This window comes from Adlercreutzia equolifaciens DSM 19450 (assembly GCF_000478885.1).
Taxonomy (GTDB): Bacteria; Actinomycetota; Coriobacteriia; order Coriobacteriales; family Eggerthellaceae; genus Adlercreutzia; species Adlercreutzia equolifaciens.
Window position 1 is genome coordinate 1,749,474 of sequence record NC_022567.1, and the last position, 20,945, is coordinate 1,770,418.

Here is a 20,945-nt window from a genome sequence, read left to right on the forward strand (position 1 = left end):
CTTTGTGCGTGTATAATTCGAAATGGTAAGCAGCTATCACATGAAGCGCTGAGGGATCTCGATCTAAATGCGGTCAGAAACCAGTATAAATCGAAACGGATCTTAAACGCGTCTACAGCCGCACGGGGATGCCGGCGTCTCGCATGGATTCCTTTACTTGGCGCACGGTGAGCTCGCCGAAGTGGAAGACGCTGGCGGCGAGCACGGCGTCGGCCTCGCCCTCGATGATGCCCTCGGCGAAGTGCTCGAGCTTGCCCACGCCGCCGCTGGCGATGACGGGGATGTCCACGGCCCGGGCCACGGAGCGCGTCAGGTGACAGTCGAAGCCGTCGCGGCTGCCGTCGCGATCCATGGAGGTGAGCAGGATCTCCCCCGCTCCGCGCCGGGCCGCCTCGCGCGCCCATTCGATGGCGTCGATATGAGTGTTCTTGCGGCCACCGGCCACGTAGACCTCCCACTTGTTGGGATTGCCGGGCACCGCTTTCGCGTCGATGGCGCACAGAATCGCCTGAGTGCCGAAGGCCCGGGCCGCATCGGTGATGAGCTGAGGGTTCGTCACGGCCGCCGAGTTCACCGACACCTTGTCGGCGCCGGCGGCGATCATCTTGCGAATATCGGCCACGCTGCGGAAGCCGCCGCCCACGCAGTATGGGAGGTGCAGCTCGGCCGAGGCGTGGCTCGCGAGCTCCACCGTGGTGGCGCGGTCGTCGCTCGTGGCGGTGATGTCCAAAAAAATCACCTCGTCGGCCTTCTGCTCGTCGTAGGCACGGGCCAGCTCGATGGGGTCGCCCGCATCGCGCAGCCCCACGAAGTTCACGCCCTTCACGACGCGGCCGTCCTTTACGTCCAGGCAGGGGATTACTCTCTTTGTCAGCATCTTTTGTCAACCTGTCCGTCAGCGAACCAGACGGTATTGCGATTCGCTCAGACAGTCCTCGCTGGTATCGAAGGCGTCAGGGCTAACCGCTCCCCATCGTTTATCGCCTTCGATACCATCTGCGGAACTCGCTCGGTCGCAACACCGTCTGTTTCGCCGACTACTCTCACTCTCTCGATAAGATTCGCTCGGTCAAGGCACCCGGCATCGCCCGGGCTACTCTTCCTTGTTTGCTAGCTTTCCAACTCTTCGATGGTCAGGGGACGCCCCTCCTCTTCCAACTGATCGGACAGGTGGAAGGTGCCGTCGCACGCCGCGACGCCGTCGGCCACGGTAAGGGTGCCCTCGTAGATGGCCCGACCGGTAATGACGCCCTCCACGGCGTCGGCGATGGGAGCCAGCGCCCGGATGTCAGCCGCGGTGGCAATGCCGCCGGAAACGATGACCGGGTTGCCGAAGGCGGCGGCCATCTTCGCGTAGGCGTCGTTCTCCACGCCGGTCTGCATGCCGTCGCGGGCAATGTCGGTGTAGACGAGGTGCTCGTACCCCATCGCCGCCATGCGGCGGGCCAGGTCGGCGGCAGCCACGCCCGAGCCCTCCGTCCAGCCGGCCACGGCGGCCTCGCCGGCCTTCGCGTCGATGCCGGCAACCAGGGCATCGGGGCCGAACTTCTCCATGGCCGCCTGGGCGAAATCGGGGTCGCGCACGAGCGCGGTGCCTAGAATAACCCGGGTCGCGCCGGCGTCGAGCAGGCGATCGGCGGCCTCGAGCGAGCGCACGCCGCCGCCTACCTCCACTTTCAGGCTCGTGCGCGCCAAAATCGCGCGCACCACTTCCAGGTTGTCGGGATTGCCGGACTTCGCGCCATCCAGATCGACCACATGAAGCCATGTCGCACCGGCCTCCTCGAACAGCTGGGCCTGATACGCCGGATCGTCGTTGTACACGGTGACGGCATCGTAGTCTCCCTTGGCCAGACGCACCGCGCGCCCGTCCAAAAGATCGATGGCAGGAAGAAGGTACATGGCTACTCCTTTGACGCGACGGGGTTTTCCGCCACCTTATCAGCGTGCGCGCTGTCGGCGCGCGCGGCTCGTGCAATGGTTGCGAAGTTGGCAAGCAGGCGCGCGCCCGCATCCGAGCTCTTCTCCGGATGGAACTGCACGCCGAAGACGGGACGGCCCGGCACCTGCACGGCGCAGGGGAAGGTCACCGAGTGCACCGTCTCGGCAATGGTGGCCGCGCTCGGCGGCGCCACGAAGCTGTGGGTGAAGTAGAAAAACTCGCCGGGCGCAATTCCGTCGAACAGCGAATTCGGCTCGGAGAACTCCACAGAGTTCCATCCCACATGGGGCACTTTGTAGGCGCGGCCGGCAGCGTCGGTGCGGGGCATGGCGTCTACCACGCCCTCGATGAAGCCGAGGCCGCGCGGCAGCGGACCGTCAACGGGCGCGTGCTCGGTGCCCGCCTCGAACATGAGGTGCATCCCTAAGCAGATGCCCAAAAACGGCGCACCGCCGGCCACCGCCACGTGCACCGCCTCCATCTGGCCCATCTCCTCCATGGACGCGGCGGCATCGGCGAAGGCTCCCACGCCGGGCAGCACCACGGCGTCGGCCGCGCGGATGACATCCGCCTTATCGGTCACGACGACGTCTGCCCCCGCGCCTACAAGTCCCCGCTCCACCGAGAGCAGGTTCCCCTTGTGATAGTCGACAATGACGATGCTCACAGAACCCCCTTCGTGGAAGGAACCGCGCCGCCCAAGGCCGGGTCGACGGCCACGGCCTGGCGCAGGGCGCGGCCTGCCGCCTTGAAGGCGGCCTCGAAGATGTGGTGCACGTTGTCGCCGGCGAGCTGCCGGATGTGCAGGGTGATGCCCGCGTTGGCCGCGAGCGCGATGAAGAACTCCCGGGCGAGCTGGGTGTCGAAATCGCCCACCATGCCGAAGGGCACCTCCACATCCCAGTGCAGCTGCCCACGCCCGGAGATATCCAGGGCCGCCAGCACCAGCGCCTCGTCCATCGGCACGAACGCGCTGCCGAACCGCTCGATGCCGGCCTTCTCTCCCAAGGCCTCGGCCAAAGCGCGCCCCAGCACGATGCCCGTGTCCTCCACCGTGTGGTGGCCGTCCACATGCAAGTCGCCGCGCACCGACACCTTCAGATCGAAGCGGCCGTGACGCGCGAAGGCGCACAGCATGTGGTCGAAGAACCCGATGCCGCTTGCCACGTCCGCGCGTCCCGCGCCGTCCAGGTTCACCGTGACCTCGATGCGCGTCTCCGCCGTCTCGCGGAGGATGGTGGCCTCTCTCGTCATTGCTCTCCTTCCCTATTGCATAGCCCGCGCGCGCCGCTCGCGGCTCTCGGACAGAAAGTCGCGCAGCCCGCGGATGAACGCGTCGTTCTGCTCCGGCGTGCCGATGGTCGCCCGCAGACAGCCCTCGAGCATGGGGGCGCTGCTGAAATCGCGCACGAGCACGCCGCGGTCGTACAGGTACTGCCAGGCCGCCCCGGCATCTTCCATCGAGAACAGAATCCAGTTGGAATCCGACGGGTAGGCGGTCACGCCGGGCAGGGTGCGCAGCGCCTCCATGACGCGGCCCCGCTCCTCGATGATCTCGCGGATGCCCGGCTCGAAGCGGGCGCGGTTCTCGAAGACCACCTCTCCTATGGCCTGGGAGACGGCGTCCACGGAATAGGGCTGGCGCACCTTGCACAGCTCCTCGATGACCGGCGCGTTCGCCAAAACGTAGCCCAGGCGCACGCCCGCCAGCGAGAACGCCTTCGAGAACGTGCGCAGGATGGCGAGATTCTCGTGGGTCGCCAGCAAAGGGCGCACCGTGGCGCGCGAGAACTCGAAGTAGGCCTCGTCCACCAGCACGAGCGCATCGGTGGCGTCGAGCAGCTCTTCGATGAACGCCGTGGACGCCCTCTGGCCCGTGGGGTTGTTCGGGCTCGTTACGATGACGAAATCGATGTCGCCCTTCCCCACGCGCTCAAGCACCGCCGTTTCGTCGATGGAGAAGTCGGCCCGACGCGGCACATCCACGCAGTGGGTGTTCGTGAGCCGTGCGTTGGCCGCGTACACCGAGAAGGTCGGGGGCAGGTTCAGGAAGCTGCGCCCCGGTCCGCCCCAAGCGAGGGCCACATCGAACAAAAGCTCGTCGCCGCCGTTGCCCAGAAGGACATTGGCGCGGTCGAGCCCGTTGGCCTCGGCGATAAGATCGCGCAGGCGATTGGCCAGAGGATCGGGGTAGCGGTTCAGAGGCACCTGGGCGATGCGGCGCGCGATGGCGGCGCGCACCTCGGCGTCCACGTCGCGCGGATTCTCGTTGGCCGACAGGTACGCCTCGGCCGGCAGGTACTTCGGATCGTAGGGAACGAGCCCCTCAAGCTGGGGCGCCGACGCGCGAACCTTATTCACCGCGCGCCTCGCCATCTTCCACGCCCGCCGCGGCCGAGCCGGCCACGCTCGCCTGCTCGGCGTCCAGCAGCGCCTTAAGGCGCAGGGCCACCGAGCGGGCATGGGCCCACAGCCCCTCGTGGGTGGCGATCTGCACCACAGCGCGCGCATCGTTCTTCAGGGCCGCGGGGCTGTACTGGATGATGGAGGACTTCTTCACGAAATCGTCCACGGAAAGCGGCGAAGAGTAGCGGGCCGTGCCGCCGGTGGGCAGCGTGTGGTTGGGGCCGGCCACGTAATCGCCCACGGCCTCCGGCGTCCACGCGCCCAAGAAGATGGCGCCGGCGTTGCGGATGGCGCCCAGATACTCCATGGCGCCCTCCACGTGCATCTCCAAATGCTCGGGCGCAATGACGTTCACCGCCTCCAGGGCCTGATCCATGGAAGTGCACACGACGATGAGCCCGTGATCGTCAAGGGAGGTGCGGGTGATGTCGGCGCGGGTGGAATCGGCCAGGTGCACCTGGATGGCCGCCTCCACCGCGTCGGCGTAGGCGTCCGAGAAGGTGACGAGGTAGCAGGCCGCCAAAGGATCGTGCTCGGCCTGGGCCATGAGATCGATGGCCACCAGCCGCGGGTCGGCCGTCTCGTCGGCCACGACGCAGACCTCCGACGGCCCGGCGATCATATCGATGCCCACATCGCCCGAGACGAGCTTCTTGGCCGCGGCCACGAAGGCGTTGCCTGGGCCGGTGATCTTGGCCACCGGGCGGATGGTCTCGGTGCCGTAGGCGAGCGCCGCCACGGCCTGGGCGCCGCCGACGGTGTAGATCTCGGTGACGCCGGCGATCTTGCAGGCAGCGAGGATGGCCGCATCCAGCGTGCCGTCCTTGGTGGGCGGCGTCACGCAGACGATGCGCTCCACGCCGGCCACCTGGGCGGGCAGGGCGTTCATGAGCACCGTTGAGGGGTACAGCGCCCGTCCTCCGGGTACGTAGATGCCCACGGATTCCAAAGGCGTCACCTTCGAGCCCACGATGGCCCCGTCCTCGCGGGCGAAAAACCAGCTCTGCCGCTTCTGGCGCTCGTGGAAGTCGCGGATCTGGGCCGCAGCGTGCTTCAGGGCCTCGAGGGTGTCCGGGTCCACTTCCGCCATCGCGGCATCGATAGCCTCGCCCGGCACGCGGAAGTTCTCGATGGCCACGCCGTCGAACTTCTCGGTAAGCGCGCGCAGGGCCGCGTCGCCGTCCCGGCGCACCTGCTCGATGATGGCGGTGGCCGCCTCGAGGGCGCCGGGGTTGAAGGCGCCGGTACGGTCGATGAAGTCGCTCGTGAAGGGCTCGAGGGGTTGCAGGTCGATTCGTCTCATGGTCATGGGGCGCACTCCTTAGGACAGGGTCGGTTGAACAGGGTTGGAAGCGCCGGCGATGGGCGCGTAAGTGTGCTTGGGGGCATTTTCGGCGAGCACGCGGGCCAGCGCCACGATGCGCTCGTCGGTGCGCAGGGCGCAGCCGTTGGCGAAGAAGCGGGCCGTGGAGGCGAGCACCTCTTCCACGATCTCCAGGTTGTTCTCGCGCAGGGTGGTTCCCGTGGCGGTGATGTCGACGATGCGCTCGGCCATGCCGGTGATGGGCGCCAGCTCGATGTTGCCGTGCAGGTAGACGATCTCCACCTGGGTGCCGGTGCGCGCGAAGTGGGCACGGGTGATGGAAGGGTACTTCGTGGCGATGCGTATGCTGCCGAGCTTGCGGTAGCGCTCCTCGATGGCCGCGCTCGTGCCGGCCGACTCCGCCACGACGAAGCGGCAGCCGCCGAAGCGCAGATCGACCAGCTCCTCCACGGCAGCGCCCACTTCCAAAAGCGAGTCCTTGCCGCAGATGCCGCAGTCGGCGGCGCCCAGGGCCACGAAGACGGGGGCATCGGAAGGCCGCACGATGATGTAGTCGACCCCGGGGTTGGAGATGACGAGCGCGCGCCCGGGGTTGGCAAGCCCCGTCACATCGAGGCCGGCCTCTTCCAAACAGGCGATGGCCTCGGCGTTCAGGGAGCCCTTGGGCACGGCGATGCGCAGCGGGCGCGCGTCTGCGGGCGCCGCGTCCACTTCGGCAGAGGCGGCGGCCATGGCCTGCTCCAGCGAGAAGGCGAAGCCCGCGGCGGGGCGATCGGCCCCGAAGGAGCCTATCATGCGGTCGTAGCGGCCGCCGGAGCCCAGAGGCGAGCCCAGATAGGGCGAGCAGGCCTCGAAGACGAGGCCCGTGTAGTAGTTGAAGGAGCTGGCCACCGAGAAGTCTACGAGCACGGAGTCGGCCAGGCCGGCCTCGCCCAGAAGATCGTAGGTGGCCTGGAAGTCGTCCAGGTCGGCCACGCACCCGAGCGGGGTCACGAGCGCGCGCACCGCGTCGATGGCGTCCTGGGCGCCCCGGATGCGCGCGAGCTGACGGATGGCCTCGGTGTAGGCGGGCGCGGCAGCCCCCGCATCGACGGCCTCCCCTTCCACGGCGCGCCCCATGGCGGCGTCGCACAAACGGTCGAGGGCCACGAAGTCGGAGCCGTGATAGGCATCCAGCACCGCGGCCTTCCACGGCTCGGCGGCCCCCGAGCGCTCGAGCAGGGCCCGGAGCACCCCTACCGTGGCCATGGCGAGCACGAACTGCGTCGCTCCGGCCAGCCGCAGCGCCTCGGCGAAGAGCGCGACGATCTCGGCATCGGCCGCCGGCCCCACTTCCCCGATGCACTCCACGCCGCACTGGGTGAGCTCGCGGGCCTGCACCTGGTTCTCCGTCTCGGCCTCGCGAAAGACCCGCTGGGTGTAGCGGAAGCGCAAGGGGCCGGGGACGCCGGCCAGGCGCGTGGCGCACATGCGCGCGATCTGCAGGGTGACGTCCGGGCGCATGGCCAGAAGGTCGCCCCGGGAGTCGAAGAACTTGAAGGGAGTGGCCGGCACCCGTCCGCCGGCCCGCAGGACGTCCATCACCTCCAGGGTGGGCGTCTCGATGGGCACGTAGCCGCGAGAGGCGAACAGGTCGGCCACGGCCCGGGTGATGGCCTCGCGGACGCGCGCCTCCTCGGAGAGCACGTCGCGGAAGCCCGATGGTGTCACAGCGTTCAACGCACATTCCTCACTGGCGCAAACGACACGCGAACGGCTCAAGACCTGTGACCCGGCATGCATGCAGCCGGAGCTTTCGCCCTGGCTCGCAGTCAGCCGAGGCCATCGCCTGGCTCGTCTCGTCGCAAGCGCCTTCGATTACCGAGATTGTCATGTTACACGCCCTCTCCCCTCCCGGCGCACCGGGACGGCAAACGGCGAATTATCGACAGAGTTCCCGCGCAAAGAACGCACGAGGATCTCGCATCGATGCTAGTACTTTATCACAGTAGAGTGCTAAAGCAATGGGATTTTCGCCTACGGTTGGAATTACTCCGCAGGCTCGATGATCATGGCGCGGAGGATGCCGGGAGTGTCGTAGGCGCGCTTGCCGGCGCCCATGCCGATGGCCTTGATGGAGAAGCGCTCGGGAAGGGCGGCTTCCGTGCGCAGAGCGGCGGCCGCGGCGGCGCCCGTGGGGGTGACGAGCTCGCCTTCCACGTCCACCGGGGAAAGCGTCAATCCGGCAGCTTCGGCGATGAACGCCGTGGCCGGGGCGGGCACGGGGATGAGGCCGTGCTGGCAGCGCACCGTGCCGTACCCGCAGGGCAGATCGGACACGACAACGCCGTCGGGCGCCAAGTCGTCGGCCGCCACGGCGATGGCAATAATGTCGGCGATGGAATCCACGGCGCCCACCTCGTGGAAGTGAACTTCCCCAACAGGTACGCCATGAGCCCGCGCCTCGGCGTCGGCCACGAAGCCGAACATGCGGTGCGCGATGGCCTTGGCGCCGTCGGTCATGGCGGCGCCATCGATGATCTGCGCTATTTCCGCAGGGCCGCGGTGGTGGTGGCCACCGGGGGCACCGTGGGCATGGTCGTGATCGTGGGCGTGACCATGGTCATGGTCGTGGCCGTGCTCGCTTGCGCCCCCCTGCCCGTGCAAGTAGGCCATATCGTGGTCGTGGTTCTCGTGGGCGGCATCCAGCACGACGCTGAAGTCGCAGACGTCCAAGCCCGACTTCTTCACCCGGGATATCTCCACAGCGAAACCTTCCACAGGCAGGCTCTCCAGCGCCCGGCGCACCGCTTCCTCGCTCGCGCCTGCATCCAGCAGGGCCGCCGCGCACATGTCGCCGCTGATACCGGAGGTGCATTCCAGATAGAGAAGTTTCGTCATTGCATCGCCTTTCATGATGGTGCCGCCCTCGAGGCGCCCGCGCTCGGCGGGAACCGCCGCAGGTTTATCCCTGTCGGGAATTCAAGTGATTGATGGCGCTTGCCTGGAAGGCGGCGCCGAAGCCGTTGTCGATGTTGACGACGGACACACCGCTCGCACACGAATTCAACATGGCGAGCAGGGCGGTCACGCCGCCGAACGAGGCGCCGTAGCCCACCGAGGTGGGCACCGCGATCACCGGCGCGGAGACGAGACCCCCCACCACGGAGGCGAGCGCGCCCTCCATGCCGGCCACCGCCACCACGACTCGGGCCGCGCGCAGCTCGTCGGCCACATCCAAGAGTCGATGGATGCCCGCCACGCCCACATCGTAGAAGCGCCGCACCTCGTTGCCGAGGAACTCCGCGGTGAGCGCCGCCTCCTCGGCCACAGGCAGATCGCTCGTGCCGGCGCAGGCGATGGCCACCACCCCGTCCCCGTCGGGCGCGGGCATGCCGCCGAACACGACGAGCCGCGCCGTCTCGTAGTAGGCGCACGGGGCGATCCCGCCGTCGTCGCCCCATAGAGCGGCAACGGCATCGGCCTTCTTCGCGTCCACGCGGGTCGCCAGAACGCGCGGTTGACCGGCGCCCATGAGCGACGAGGCGATGGCGGCGATCTGCTCGGCGGTCTTTCCCTCGCCGTAAATCACCTCGCCGGCGCCCTGTCGCATCGCACGGTCGTAGTCGGGCCGCGCGAACGCGGCTCCGCCGCAAAGACTCTCAGAATTCTCGCTCTGGTGAAAGGCCACGGCCACCCCGCTTTCCGACGAACGCCCTCACTCGTTCTCAGTTGGTTTCTCGGAAAGCCATGATAAATGTTGGAGTCAGCTCCAATAAAAGACTCGAGGGCAACGCCCACGGAACAAACGCATTCGCGGCGGTTACTCCCCCGCGCGCAGAGTCCGCTCGGTGGCCGTCATGACCTCGTCGTAGTGCTCGATCTTGTACTCGAGACGCGCCAAGGCCCGCTCCAGGCCGGCAATGCGCTCCCGGATCTCGTCGCCCTGCCTCAAAAGAAGCTCCTTGCGGGCCGCCGTCGTCTCATCGCCCTGCTCCAGAAGCTCCATGTACTCCACCAAAGACTCGATGGACATGCCGGCATCGCGCATGCATTTGACGAACTCGACGGCATTGCAGCTGGCCTCGTCGTAATCGCGAATGCCGCTCTTGTTGCGAGGCACATGGCGCAACAGGCCAATGCGCTCGTAATAGCGCAGCGTGTCGGTGGAAACACCGTAGCGCTTGCTGACTTCCGCAATCTTCATGCCGTCCCCTTCGAAACGCGCCGCTGCGCATCTCACGTTCGCGCAGCCTGCGTGTCCATTAGACCATATGGAGTATGCTATAAGTCAATAGATCGAAATAATATCCCACGGAAAAGCCCCGCACACAGCCCATTTTTACCGTTCGTCAACGCTTTGGGAAAGGGCCTTTTTGAGCACGCGCAAGGCATTTCCCCGATGAGATATGCCGTTCTTCTCGGCCTGGGAGACCTCGGCCAGCGCCCGCATGCCGCCGTACTCGTCGGGCAAAAACAGCGGGTCGTAGCCGAAGCCCTCGCTGCCGCGGGGTTCGCGCCCGATGGAACCCTCGATGGTGCCGCGGGCCACCGATTCCGTGCCGTCCTCGTCGATGAACACGAGCGTGCACACGAACCGCGCCGTGCGCTCGGCATCCGGCACGGCGGCAAGCTCGGCCAGAAGCTTCGCGTTGTTGGCCGCATCGTCCCCGTCGGGTCCCGCGTAGCGCGCCGAGAAGACCCCCGGCGCGCCGCCCAGGGCGTCCACCTCCAAACCGGAGTCGTCGGCGAGCACCGCCACAAAGCGCCCCAGCGACTCCCGTGCCGCCGCACGCGCCGCCCGGGCCTTGATGCGGGCGTTGCCCTCGAAGCTGTCGGCGTCCTCGGCCGGATCTGATGTCACCCCCGCCTCGGCCATCGTCGTGAACGTCCAGCCCTCGAAGTTCAGGGCCGTGCGGATCTCCTCCACCTTGTGGGCGTTGTTCGTAGCGATGAGCACTTCCTTCACGGGCTCCTCCTTGCAGACGGGCACCTCGCCGGTGCGGGCGGTTGCTTACAGTGCGGGCAGATCCACATGCGCGACGACGTCCATGGGGCGGGCGAGCACGCGGCCGCCGAAGCGCCGGAACTCCTCCACATCGTCGGCCGTGGTGAAAAACGAGTGGACGGGCACGTTGCCCGAGCGGGCGTGGGCGCGGCGCCGGCGCAGGATGTGATCGACGTCGCGGGCCGTCTCGTCGGCCGAGTTCACCAGCGTGACCTTGCGCCCCACCACGCCCCCGATGAGCGCCTTCAGAAGCGGATAGTGGGTGCAGCCCAAAACGAGCGTGTCGATGTCGCAGCGGCGCAGCGGCTCCAGGTACTGCCGGGCGATGTCCTCGAACTCCGGGCGGATGTAGACCTTGGTGGTGTCGGCCATGTAGTCCTCGATGGGCCCGTCGGAGAGCTTCAGCCCCATCTCGGCGATCTCCACGAACCGAGGCGTCGCCGTGGAGAACACGGTGATGCCGGCGTCGATGTGGCGTATGGCGTCGCTGTAGGCGTTGGAATCCACGGTGCCCTTGGTGGCGATGACCCCCACGCGCCGGTTGAGCGTCGTATGGGCCGCCGCCCGGGCGCCCGGCTCCACCACGCCGACGACGGGCACGGAGAAGTTCTCCTGGGCATGGGCGAGGCCGGCGGCCGTGGCCGTGTTGCAGGCGATGACGATCATCTTCACGTCCCGGCCGACGAGCCACGTGCAGATCTGCTGCACGAAGCCGTCCACCTCGGCCTGATCGCGGGGCCCATAGGGGCAGCGCGCTGAGTCGCCGAAGTACAGGATGGACTCCTCCGGCAGGCGCTTCTGCAGCGCGCGGGCCACCGTGAGGCCCCCGTAGCCGGAATCGAACACCCCGATGGGGCGGTTGTCGAAATGCTCCGTATCCACAGCGCCCTACTCGTGCACGACGACGACGTCGCCCACCGACAGAAGCCCGTGGAGCTCTTCGGCCTTATCGGGAGGCAGGTTGATGCAGCCGTGGCTGCCGTGCTCGACGTACCAGTCGCCGCCGAACTTCTCCTGCCAACCCGCGTCGTGGAAGCCCACGGAGTTGTCCTTGAAGGGCATCCAGAACTCCACCTCGGTCTCGTAGTCCTTGGTGCCGTCGGGCTTGTAGCCGCGCAGCACCGACTTGCCGTCGTTGGTCTTGATGTAGTAGGTGCCCTGGGGCGTGTCACGCCCGTCGGCGGGCTTGCCGCTGACGATATCGCTCTCCCAGACAATGGCGCCGTCCTCGCCGTAGAAGCGCGCGTGCTGCTCGGTGAGATCCACGTCAATGTAGCGGGTGCCGAAGTCGCGGCCGCCCTCGTCGGGGGCCTGGGCCGCGTTCTGCTTCATGATGATCTCCAGCGTGCCGCCCGCCCCGGAGGTGAGCGCCTCGCGCACGGCGTCGGCGGTGGCCTGGCTGTCGGTGATCCAGCCGTAGTCGCCGCCCTTCACCGTGACGGCCTTGCCGTCGGGACGCGTGAACGTGCGGGTAGCGCCCGTGGTGTCCATGGCGTTCACCTTCTCCTTCACCGCCGCCACCAAAGGCTCAGGGTCGAAGGTCACGGAGAGATCGTCGCCCAAGGTGATGTGCTCGGCGATCTCGTCGGCGGTGATGGCCATCTTCTCGGCGCCCGCCATGGTGAGGGAAAGCGCCCCGCCGAGGTACTTGTTGGCCGCATCGCGCGCCTCGGCCAGTGCGGGGTCGTCGCGCGTCACCGTGGGCTTGGCCAGCACGGCGTCGGAGAGCGGCACCTTCGGCGCGAAGTTCACCGTGCCCCGCGTCACCTCGTCGATGACGACGTCGGCCAAAAGGGTGTTGCCCTCCTCCTCGGGCACGACGACATAGCCGCCCTCGTCGGCGTCATAGGCCACGGTGGCGTTCTTGGGAGCGGTGCCGCGGGCGTTGGCCTCCTCCACGGCGGCGGTCAGCGTGTCGGCCAGCTTCGAGTTCTCCAGGGTGGAGACCAAGTCATCGGTGTCGTCGTGGCGCTGGAACACCTCGTAGGGCCACGCCCAGGGGTTCATCTCGGCCAGAAGGCCGTCGGCGATAGATTGGCTGTCGAGCGCCATGCCCATGTCCGTGGCGTCCAGCGTGAGGGAAAGACCCGGGCCCTCCACCTTGAAGGTGTAGTCGCCCAGCACCTCGTCGAGCATCTGATGGACCTCTTCGGGCGTCTTGCCGGAGATGTCCATGCCGATGATGGTGGACTGCGGGAAGAAGCGCCCGGAGAACACGATGACACCGGCGAAGTAGACAAGGGCGATGGCGCCTAGAATGGAGGCCATCACGATGCCGAAGATCTTGAGCCCCCGATGCTTCTTGGGCGGCCGGGCATTCACCTGGTAGCCGGGCACGTAGCCGCCGGACGTCGGGCCCATGGGGGGCACGACGGGCATGGCGCCGGTGCCGCTGATTGCGGGGCGCGAAGGCTGAGGGGGCATCGCGGCGGTTCCCTGGTCGTGCTGGGGCGGCATCGCGCCCGTGGCCTGGGGCCCCACGGGCCTCGGCGCGCCGAAGCGGCCCTCGGGCATGACGAAACCGCGGGTAGCGCTTGCGCCCGCTTCGGAAATTCGATTGTCAGATGTGCTGTGTCGTGGCATAGTGCGCTTCCGTGGTGCGATTCAACTTACTTTGGGGCCGCCGCGCAAGTCGGCGGATGCGCCTTAGGCCCATTATAAGCCAAGGAGCCCGCGGCCGCCGGCGGATACGTCGTTCGGCGCTACTTTCCCACAGACCGCGCCCCGCGCGCCACCCTGCACGCCATTCCCCACGACTCCCCCACAGAACTTAAAGGATTTTCAGCCTGTTTCCCCAGAACATGACCGTTTTCGTAAGGAATAAGCCACGCGAGGAGAGAAAAGCGGCCGCCCCGAAGAGCGGCCGCGAAAAGCTTGGTGGAGGCGCGGAGAATCGAACTCCGGTCCATACTAAATTGTCCACAAGGCGCTACAGGCTTAGTCAGCGATCGGGCTTCGGAGCGGATCGGTTCGCAGACCAACGTGGCCGCTCCTAGTCGGTTCAGTCTTTCCCGCGGCCATACCGACTACGTGCCGCAGGGCATTCCCCTCAAATGACACCTTGCCCGGTTCGGGGAAGCACCGGGGTCGGTGATCACCAGAACTGCTGTTAGGCAGCCATGGCGGCCGGCATGTAGTAGCCGGTCTTAGAAGTGTTTTTGCCAATTAACTTGACGGTACCCCTGTTTAGCGTGGCGAGGAGACCACGGCCTGCTCCTCGTTTCGAACTTACCATGTCGAAACCAGTCGCCCCCTTTAAGGGTTGTCGATTTATTCTAGCGGGCACGCCGCTCCTGTCAAGAGCCGCACCATCGGCCCCGTCAGCCCGACACGCCCGAGCCGCCGCGGCGCTAGGCCGCCACGCGGATGAGCTCGTCGCCGTTCAGGTCGTAATCGTCCAAGCACACGCTCTGGCGCGCCGGCTCGTCGTAGGTGCACCAGTAATAGGTCTTGGTGGCCGCCGAGTAGCCGTCGGAGAACATCGTGTACTCGAAGCGACCGTCGGCCATCTGCGCGCCGCCCTTGCACATGGACGCGCCCTCAAGCGTGCGGAACAGGCGCGTCACATTGGCGGCCTCCCCCTCTTCTGCGGGATAATGCGCATTCAGGAAGGCGGCCCGCACGAAGCGGCTGGCCGGATCGTAGCCGCCCGGGAACCCGATCATGCCCGCGCCGCTGCCGAACGCGCGCAGGGTGTCGCGCGTCCACGCAACCGGCTCGGGATGCGCGGTCTCGATGTGCATATAGTTGCGCACATTCTCGGTATGCCAGGGGAAGGGCGGCTGGTTGGTCAGCACGTCCAGCCCGTCGTCGTACACGTGCATGCCGTCGGCTTGGCATTCAATGACGATGGACTCCTTCCCATCGCCTACCAGCCAGTGCAGCTGGGCCACGCCATAGCCCTCGCTGGGCGCCTTGGCCACGATGACAACGTCCTTAAGCGCCTTGCGCACCTCGGCCACCGTGGAGAAGCTCGCCGCCACCCACAGAGGGAACTCGTAGGCCGCCACGTTCACCGCTCCCTTTTCGGGAGCTTCGGCGAACTGGGCATAGCCGGGGAAGTTAAGGCCGGCGATGGCGAGTCCCGCCTCGTTGGCGCAATCGAAGTAGCACGGCACGCCGCCCACGACGATGCCCATGCCCACGCAGGCATGCTCGGGACTCAGCGAACCAAGGAACTGCGTGGGGATAGACGCCCCTCGCGGGGTGATGACCACGCCCTCGCCGTAGCTCTCGCACCAATCGAGGTTGCGGCCGAAATACAAGTTGCCGGCTGCATCGGCAAAACGAACGCCCGTGCACATAATGATCTCCTAACGACGAAATGGGAGCGACCCAACCGATCGCTCCCATTCATAGTAGGCCCCGACGACCGACGTTCGCCGATGCGGGCCGTCTCCGTTGTCGTTTCGACAGCGCCTTGTCGCCGTTACTTTTTCTTCTTGAGGAAACTCAGCGAATCGGAGATCTCGTCGAAGGTGCTCTTCAGCTCGGCGGCCACCTGAACGCCGTCCTTGTAGATGGCGTTCACGTCCCTGGTGGCGGCGGCCACGCCCTCGCGGCTGATGCCGAGGTCGAACTCATCGCCGTCCGAGGTGCGCTCCACGCGCACGCCGTCGCCGTCGTTGTCCTCGTCGACGTAGTAGTACTCCTGCTCGTTGCCGTCCTCGTCGAGCAAGATGAAGCCGATCTCGTTGTCGTGCTCGTCGACGATCACCGCATAGACATCGCCGTCCTCGATCTCCATCTCGATGACTTCGCTCTCCTCTTCGGGCTCCTCCTCGATGTGATAGCCCTCCGAGTGCAGGATGTCGGCGTCCTCCTCGGCCTGGATGGCCTCGGGCACCTCGTCGGGATCCCAGCCGTCGTAGTCGGCCTCGTTGTCGGTCATGAAGCTGTCGTAGGCGTGCTCCAAGTCGCTTTCGGCGGCATCCTCCTCATCGGCGTCGAAGAGGGCGTCCTCGTCGTCCTCGGCGTCTTCCAGCTCTGTTTCCTGGTCGGTCCACTCGGCATCGGTCTCGCCGACCTCTTCCATGCTCTCAAGCTCTTCGTCAAGACCCATTGCCAGACTCCTAACCTCGTGATGTACGTGCGCGGGCGACCTCGCCCGCCGAACCTATGATGCCACGACTTCCCGCGCCGTGGCCCTCCCGCGCCGTTTCGTTGACCGAGCGTGAACGTGCCAAGGCGCGACGCCGGTCCTGCAGCCCGCGGACGCCGAGCGAAGGCGGTGGCGCAACCGGACGCCGGCGCGCGGCGCAGCCCCGCAGACCCCGGCCTAGCGAACGCGCTCCTTCAGCGCGCGGTCGATCTCGCGCTTGGTGTCGCGCTCCTTCATGGAGGCGCGCTTGTCGTAGAGCTTCTTGCCCCGGGCCAGCGCCAGCTCCACCTTCACCCGGCCGTCCTCGTTGAAGTACATCTTCAAGGGCACGATGGCCAGGCCCTTCTCGGCCACCTTCGCGTCCAGGTAGCGAATCTGCTTCTTGTGCAGCAGGAGCTTCCGGCGCCGGTCGGGGTCGGGGTTGAAGATGCTGCCGTTGGAGTACGGCGAGATGTGCACGTTGTTGAGCCACACCTCGCCGTTCCGAATGAGGGCGAAGCAATCGGTGAGCTGGCAGTTGTTCTCTCGCAGCGAGCGCACCTCGGTGCCCGTCAGCTCGATGCCGGCCTCGTAGGTCTCCAAGATCTCGTAGTCGTGGAAGGCCCGGCGGTTCTTCGCGATGGTCTTCTCCTCGCGCTTCGGCACGGCCCTCACGCCTCCTCGGGTGCAGCGGAAGCGTCGGGCGCATCGGCATCGGCATCGGCGCCGGCGGCCTTCCCTTCCGCATTCTCGGTCACCGCGCCGCCCAGCCCCGGCACGAAGCTCGTGTCGGGGGCGAGGTCTTGTGCGAAGCGGGCGATGAGGCGTACCGTGGCCTCCAAATCGCGCAGGCAGATGACCTCGGTGGGAGTGTGCATGTAGCGCAGCGGCACGGAGATGAGGCCCGTGGGAATGCCCCCGCGCGTCACCTGAATGGCCCGAGCGTCGGTGCCGGTGACCGACGGCTCGGCCTCCAGCTGGTACGGAATGCCCTCCGCCTCGGCAGCGGCCACGAGGCGCTCGAACACCACGGGGTTGATGTTCGGCCCCCGCGCGATAACCGGGCCCGCCCCGCAGACGATCTTTCCGTACTTCGTTTTGTCGATGCCCGGGTAGTCCGTGGCGTGGGTGACGTCGAAGGCGAGCGCCACGTCCGGATTCACGGCATGGGCGCTTGTCATGGCGCCGCGGGTGCCGATCTCCTCCTGAGTGGTGGCTACGGCGATGAAGTCGCCCGGGGCGCGGCCGGCGCGGGCCAGCTTCTCCATGACGCGACAGGCGATCCACACGCCGCACTTGTCATCGAAGCACTTCGAGACGGCCATGTCGTCGCCGAACCGCTCGAATCCGACGCCGAACGTGATGGGGTCGCCCACCCGCACAAGCTTCTTCACGCGCTTGGGCTTCATGCCCAAATCGATAACGAGGGAGGAGAGCGGCGTCACCGTCTTGCGCTCGTCCGGCTCGATGAGGTGGATGGGCTTGCGGCCCACGATGCCGCGGAGGGTACCGGAAGCGGTGTGCACGTCGACCCGCATGCCGGGCAGGATGGCCGCGTCCACGCCGCCCAAAGAGGCCACGGAGAGGAAGCCCTCGTCGGAGATGTAGGTGACCATGAGGCCGATCTCGTCCATATGGGCCGCCAGCATGAGCGAGGGCGCACCGGCGTCGCGGCCCTCGAGTACCGCGCGCACCGAGCCCATGGTGTCGGTGGCCACTTCGTCGGCCACATCGGCGAGCCTCTCGCGCACGAGAGACGCCGCCGGTTCCTCGAAGCCCGTCGGCGAGGGAGTCTCCACCAGCTGCTTCAGAAATTTCAGGTGCTTCTTCTTCATATCACCAATATCCTTTCGAATGCTTGCGCTTGCGCTCGGGCTTGGGAGGGCGGAAGTCCAGCGCCAGCTGGCCGTCGGTGGTCTTCTCCCGCTTCTCGGCGGGAGCGGCGCCGGCGCGCTCCACCTTCTCGATGGTCCACGATACCGCGCTCGCGCCGAACAGCTCCAGCATCTTCATGCGCGCATCGTGGGCGTTTGCCTTGGTGCCGGCCCGTGCGTCGCTCTCGAACTCGAACAGCCCGCGCTCTCTCTCGTAGGAGCCCTTCGGCGACTGGTAATGGGCGATGTACGTTGCCATAAACTCGCGCGCTTCCTTTCTCAAACGTTCCCGAGCCATGATAGCAGAGCGCACGAACTTCGTGGATGGCCCGGACGCCAGATTCTGCCAGGTAAATGCCACTTCGACCCCGAAATGTGCGCCCCATTTTCCACGTCTTGTACATTTCTATCTTCAACTGGCACTTTTCTGCCATTTCAGCCCCGAAATGTACAAACCGTCTCTTGTCCATCAACCATTTCTAGGCCAAAGTGGCATTTCGAAGGCAGAATCGGAAAAACATCTGGAGACGACCGGCCACCAGCCTGGGCACCGTTGGACACCAAACAGTATCTTCAGTGTCCAAAAAAGAGAAAAGGCCAGAGGCTATAAACCTCTGACCTGGTAAAACATGGAGCCGGTGACAGGAATCGAACCCGCAACCCACTGATTACAAATCAGTTGCTCTACCGTTGAGCCACACCGGCGACGAGCGCGTGAACGGCCGACCCTCCCCATCGATGCCGTTCCGCGTCGGCCCATTGTACGACAACGCTCCGATTTAGGGAAGTTGCAACCGCAGATTCCCTACTCCTTGGCGCCCCACTGCTCGTAGTAGGAGTCGATGGCGGCCGCGATATCGTCGTCGATCACGATGCGTCCGGCCACCTCGTGGTTGTGCAGGCACTCCTTCACCTCGGCCATGGACACGATGGAGGCCACCGGGAAGCCGTACTTCGCCTCGATCTCCTTCTGGGCCGTGGTGACGCCGCCCTTCCCCACCTCCATGCGGTTGAGCGACACGATGAGCCCGCGCACATCCACATCGGCAGCGGCCTTCAAGATGGGGTAGGTCTCGTCGATGGACTTGCCCGAAGTGGTGACGTCCTCCACCATGATGACCTTGTCGCCGTCGTGAAGCTCCGCGCCGAGCAGGTTGCCCGCGTCGGCCCCGTGGTCCTTCACTTCCTTGCGGTTGCAGCAGTACTTTACCTCCTTGCCGTACAGCTCCTGAAGCGCCATGGCCGTCACCACCGCCAGGGGGATGCCCTTGTAGGCTGGCCCGAACACCACATCGAAGTCCAGCCCGAAATTGTCGTTGATGGCCTGGGCGTAGTACAGACCCAGCCGATGCAGCTGCTCGCCGGTCACATAGGCGCCCGCATTCATGAAGAACGGCGACTTGCGCCCGCTCTTCAGCGTGAAATCCCCGAACTTCAGCACGTCGCTTTCCACCATGAACTCGATGAACTCGCGCTTGTAAGCCTCCATAGCCGCCCTTTCATCCGTGAGGAGTTCCCTCGTCTTTCCTGCGCCGAACATGATACCCGATTCCCCCACCCGTTTCCGCAGAGCCGACGAAATCCTTTGGAGAGAAAGGCACGCAATCATTTTACTGACACCGGTAAAATGATCTTGGGCAAGGAGAATACCGTTCGGCATCACGCTACCATCCCCCTTAACCTCCCAATTCTATTGACACGCGAACATCTATTCGAGTAGTATAGCGTACATTCATTCGGGCGAACAAGTGTGCTCGTTTGGTGTTAGCGGCGGGAAGATGTCTGGCGGTTGGAAGGGGTTGCGCGGTGAACGTCATCGAGAAGCTGGAGATTCTGGCCGATGCGGCGAAGTACGACGTGGCTTGCACCTCCTCCGGGGTTCAGCGCGCGGGCAAGGCCGGGCAGCTGGGCGCGGCCACCCAGGCGGGATGCTGCCATTCGTTCACGCCGGACGGGCGCTGCGTCACGCTGCTCAAGGTGCTCATGACCAACGTCTGCGTCTACGATTGCTGCTACTGCGTGAACCGCGCGAGCAACGCCGAGGCACCCCGAGCCGCATTTACGCCTCGCGAGTTGGCCGACCTCACCATCGGCTTCTACCGTCGCAACTACATCGAGGGGTTGTTCCTCTCCTCGGGCGTCGCCGGATGCCCCGATCGCACCACCGAACTCATGATCGAGGCCCTGCGCATCCTGCGGGAGGAGTACGGCTTTCGCGGCTACATCCACACCAAGGCCATCCCCGGCACCTCGGTGGAGCTCATCGACGAGCTGGGGCGCCTGTCCGACCGTCTCTCGGTGAATCTGGAGCTGCCGAGCCGGCAGAGCCTGGGGCTTTTGGCCCCCAACAAGTCGCGTGCGTCCATCCTGGCCCCCATGCGGCATATCTGCGACTCCATCGCCGACGATGCGGAATCGCGCTCGCTGGCGAAGAAGCGCACTACGGTATACCTGACGAAGAAGAACGCCCGGAAGGCACGGGCCTTCGCGCCGGCGGGCCAGTCCACCCAGATGATCGTCGGAGCCACCCCGGAAAGCGACTACCAGATCCTGAACCTGTCGGCGGCCCTGTACACCCACCTGTCGCTGAAGCGCGTGTTCTTCAGCGCCTACCTCCCCGTCGTGCCCGATCCGCTCCTGCCCGCCACCGACGCCGTGCAGCTGAACCGCGAGCACCGCCTCTACCAGGCCGACTGGCTCTTGCGCTTCTACGGCTTCAACGTGAGCGAGATCATCGACGAGGAGAACCCCTTCCTCGCCCCCGATGTCGATCCGAAGGCGAACTGGGCTCTGAACCACCTGGACTTCTTTCCCGTGGAGGTGAACAGCGCGCCTTTGGAGGCCCTTCTGCGCGTGCCCGGCATCGGCGTGCGCGGGGCGAAGCTCATCTGTCGGGCACGACGGCAGTCCACCCTCGGCGAGGCGGAGCTGAGAAAGCTCGGCATCGCCTACAAGCGGGCCCGCTACTTCATCACCATGAACGGCGCCTGGGGCGGATCGGGAGTCGATTTTTCCCGCGAGGCCCTGCACGCGCGGCTTTCGGCCCCTATCGACGGCGGTCGCCATGGGCGCCGCGCCGACCGCGCCCCAGCTGGCCAGATGAGCCTCTTCGAAACCGTGGAGGCACCGCCCGTACTGCCCGAGGCGAGCCCCGATGCGGCAACCGCCCGCGAGGTCGCCTTCGCCGCCCAGCGCCGGGCCCTTGAGGCGGCCGGGACGGCGACCGGGCGGCAAGCAGCCGCAACCGAGCCGGCATCAGTCGCAGAGCGCTCGATCGCCGACGGCCGCAAAACGCTCGACAGCCCGCTGCTCTCGGTGGCCTAGGTGGGCGC

The 20,945-nt window shown here is 66.2% G+C and carries 20 protein-coding genes, 1 tRNA gene and 1 other RNA gene; 1 reads left to right on the plus strand and 21 read right to left on the minus strand.

Annotation, left to right across the window (positions count from 1 at the left end; all coding sequences use genetic code 11):
- Window positions 1-112: 112 nt before the first annotated feature.
- The 21 genes from hisF to pyrE all read right to left on the minus strand — a co-directional run bounded on the left by hisF (window position 113) and on the right by pyrE (window position 19,102).
- A complete protein-coding gene (gene hisF / locus AEQU_RS06790; RefSeq protein ID WP_041714584.1) occupies window positions 113-877 on the minus strand; it encodes an imidazole glycerol phosphate synthase subunit HisF in 765 nt (254 codons plus the stop codon).
- 233 nt (window positions 878-1,110) lie between these two features.
- Complete coding sequence (gene hisA / locus AEQU_RS06795; RefSeq protein WP_022740194.1) at window positions 1,111-1,902, minus strand: 1-(5-phosphoribosyl)-5-[(5-phosphoribosylamino)methylideneamino]imidazole-4-carboxamide isomerase; 792 nt, start codon at window positions 1,900-1,902, stop codon at window positions 1,111-1,113.
- A 2-nt stretch (window positions 1,903-1,904) separates the two neighbouring features.
- Window positions 1,905-2,609 carry an imidazole glycerol phosphate synthase subunit HisH gene (gene hisH / locus AEQU_RS06800; protein WP_022740195.1) on the minus strand — a complete coding sequence of 235 codons (705 nt, stop codon included), beginning with the start codon at window positions 2,607-2,609 and terminating at the stop codon, window positions 1,905-1,907.
- Window positions 2,606-3,196 carry an imidazoleglycerol-phosphate dehydratase HisB gene (gene hisB, locus AEQU_RS06805; protein WP_022740196.1) on the minus strand — a complete coding sequence of 197 codons (591 nt, stop codon included), beginning with the start codon at window positions 3,194-3,196 and terminating at the stop codon, window positions 2,606-2,608. The genes hisH and hisB overlap by 4 nt, the downstream gene beginning before the upstream one ends.
- Before the next feature lie 12 nt (window positions 3,197-3,208).
- Window positions 3,209-4,303 (minus strand): histidinol-phosphate transaminase, encoded by a 1,095-nt coding sequence (hisC, locus tag AEQU_RS06810; RefSeq protein ID WP_022740197.1) that lies wholly within the window; start codon window positions 4,301-4,303, stop codon window positions 3,209-3,211.
- Window positions 4,296-5,657, minus strand: a complete 1,362-nt coding sequence (gene hisD, locus AEQU_RS06815) for a histidinol dehydrogenase (protein WP_022740198.1) — start codon at window positions 5,655-5,657, stop codon at window positions 4,296-4,298. Before hisD ends, hisC begins: the two co-directional genes overlap by 8 nt.
- Before the next feature lie 12 nt (window positions 5,658-5,669).
- Window positions 5,670-7,382 carry an ATP phosphoribosyltransferase gene (hisG, locus tag AEQU_RS06820; RefSeq protein ID WP_070098418.1) on the minus strand — a complete coding sequence of 571 codons (1,713 nt, stop codon included), beginning with the start codon at window positions 7,380-7,382 and terminating at the stop codon, window positions 5,670-5,672.
- A gap of 318 nt (window positions 7,383-7,700) precedes the next feature.
- Entirely contained in the window at window positions 7,701-8,552 is an 852-nt protein-coding gene (gene larC, locus AEQU_RS06825) for a nickel pincer cofactor biosynthesis protein LarC (RefSeq protein ID WP_022740200.1), read from the minus strand.
- Between the two features lie 64 nt (window positions 8,553-8,616).
- Window positions 8,617-9,342: a nickel pincer cofactor biosynthesis protein LarB gene (gene larB / locus AEQU_RS06830; protein ID WP_244874816.1), complete on the minus strand. Its 726-nt coding sequence runs from the start codon at window positions 9,340-9,342 to the stop codon at window positions 8,617-8,619.
- A gap of 132 nt (window positions 9,343-9,474) precedes the next feature.
- A complete protein-coding gene (locus tag AEQU_RS06835; protein ID WP_022740202.1) occupies window positions 9,475-9,858 on the minus strand; it encodes a MerR family transcriptional regulator in 384 nt (127 codons plus the stop codon).
- A 135-nt stretch (window positions 9,859-9,993) separates the two neighbouring features.
- Window positions 9,994-10,620: an RdgB/HAM1 family non-canonical purine NTP pyrophosphatase gene (rdgB, locus tag AEQU_RS06840; protein ID WP_022740203.1), complete on the minus strand. Its 627-nt coding sequence runs from the start codon at window positions 10,618-10,620 to the stop codon at window positions 9,994-9,996.
- 45 nt (window positions 10,621-10,665) lie between these two features.
- Complete coding sequence (gene murI / locus AEQU_RS06845) at window positions 10,666-11,541, minus strand: glutamate racemase (RefSeq protein ID WP_022740204.1); 876 nt, start codon at window positions 11,539-11,541, stop codon at window positions 10,666-10,668.
- A 6-nt stretch (window positions 11,542-11,547) separates the two neighbouring features.
- Window positions 11,548-13,242, minus strand: coding sequence for a L,D-transpeptidase family protein (locus AEQU_RS06850; RefSeq protein WP_022740205.1), 1,695 nt, complete (start codon window positions 13,240-13,242; stop codon window positions 11,548-11,550).
- A gap of 292 nt (window positions 13,243-13,534) precedes the next feature.
- Window positions 13,535-13,913: a transfer-messenger RNA gene (ssrA, locus tag AEQU_RS12130) on the minus strand.
- Window positions 13,914-14,009: 96 nt separating this feature from the next.
- Entirely contained in the window at window positions 14,010-14,963 is a 954-nt protein-coding gene (gene bsh, locus AEQU_RS06855) for a choloylglycine hydrolase (RefSeq protein WP_022740206.1), read from the minus strand.
- Window positions 14,964-15,088: 125 nt separating this feature from the next.
- Window positions 15,089-15,721 (minus strand): hypothetical protein, encoded by a 633-nt coding sequence (locus tag AEQU_RS06860; RefSeq protein ID WP_022740207.1) that lies wholly within the window; start codon window positions 15,719-15,721, stop codon window positions 15,089-15,091.
- A gap of 216 nt (window positions 15,722-15,937) precedes the next feature.
- Entirely contained in the window at window positions 15,938-16,405 is a 468-nt protein-coding gene (gene smpB / locus AEQU_RS06865; protein WP_022740208.1) for an SsrA-binding protein SmpB, read from the minus strand.
- A 5-nt stretch (window positions 16,406-16,410) separates the two neighbouring features.
- Complete coding sequence (locus AEQU_RS06870) at window positions 16,411-17,574, minus strand: M42 family metallopeptidase (protein ID WP_022740209.1); 1,164 nt, start codon at window positions 17,572-17,574, stop codon at window positions 16,411-16,413.
- Between the two features lies 1 nt (window position 17,575).
- Complete coding sequence (locus AEQU_RS06875) at window positions 17,576-17,872, minus strand: hypothetical protein (protein ID WP_022740210.1); 297 nt, start codon at window positions 17,870-17,872, stop codon at window positions 17,576-17,578.
- A gap of 371 nt (window positions 17,873-18,243) precedes the next feature.
- Window positions 18,244-18,318: transfer RNA gene (locus AEQU_RS06880), tRNA-Thr, on the minus strand.
- A 100-nt stretch (window positions 18,319-18,418) separates the two neighbouring features.
- Window positions 18,419-19,102 (minus strand): orotate phosphoribosyltransferase, encoded by a 684-nt coding sequence (gene pyrE / locus AEQU_RS06885; protein WP_022740211.1) that lies wholly within the window; start codon window positions 19,100-19,102, stop codon window positions 18,419-18,421.
- Window positions 19,103-19,419: 317 nt separating this feature from the next.
- On the opposite strand from pyrE, the gene AEQU_RS06890 reads away from it, so the two are divergent.
- Window positions 19,420-20,937, plus strand: a complete 1,518-nt coding sequence (locus AEQU_RS06890) for a putative DNA modification/repair radical SAM protein (RefSeq protein WP_022740212.1) — start codon at window positions 19,420-19,422, stop codon at window positions 20,935-20,937.
- Window positions 20,938-20,945: the final 8 nt, after the last annotated feature.

Excerpts from the sequence above, each read along its gene's own strand:
- hisF (WP_041714584.1), bottom strand. The coding sequence starts at position 877 with ATGCTGACAAAGAGAGTAATCCCCTGCCTGGACGTAAAGGACGGCCGC.
- hisA (WP_022740194.1), bottom strand. The coding sequence starts at position 1,902 with ATGTACCTTCTTCCTGCCATCGATCTTTTGGACGGGCGCGCGGTGCGT.
- hisB (WP_022740196.1), bottom strand. The coding sequence starts at position 3,196 with ATGACGAGAGAGGCCACCATCCTCCGCGAGACGGCGGAGACGCGCATC.
- hisD (WP_022740198.1), bottom strand. The coding sequence starts at position 5,657 with ATGACCATGAGACGAATCGACCTGCAACCCCTCGAGCCCTTCACGAGC.
- larC (WP_022740200.1), bottom strand. The coding sequence starts at position 8,552 with ATGACGAAACTTCTCTATCTGGAATGCACCTCCGGTATCAGCGGCGAC.
- AEQU_RS06835 (WP_022740202.1), bottom strand. The coding sequence starts at position 9,858 with ATGAAGATTGCGGAAGTCAGCAAGCGCTACGGTGTTTCCACCGACACG.
- AEQU_RS06850 (WP_022740205.1), bottom strand. The coding sequence starts at position 13,242 with ATGCCACGACACAGCACATCTGACAATCGAATTTCCGAAGCGGGCGCA.
- bsh (WP_022740206.1), bottom strand. The coding sequence starts at position 14,963 with ATGTGCACGGGCGTTCGTTTTGCCGATGCAGCCGGCAACTTGTATTTC.
- AEQU_RS06860 (WP_022740207.1), bottom strand. The coding sequence starts at position 15,721 with ATGGGTCTTGACGAAGAGCTTGAGAGCATGGAAGAGGTCGGCGAGACC.
- AEQU_RS06870 (WP_022740209.1), bottom strand. The coding sequence starts at position 17,574 with ATGAAGAAGAAGCACCTGAAATTTCTGAAGCAGCTGGTGGAGACTCCC.
- AEQU_RS06875 (WP_022740210.1), bottom strand. The coding sequence starts at position 17,872 with ATGGCAACGTACATCGCCCATTACCAGTCGCCGAAGGGCTCCTACGAG.
- pyrE (WP_022740211.1), bottom strand. The coding sequence starts at position 19,102 with ATGGAGGCTTACAAGCGCGAGTTCATCGAGTTCATGGTGGAAAGCGAC.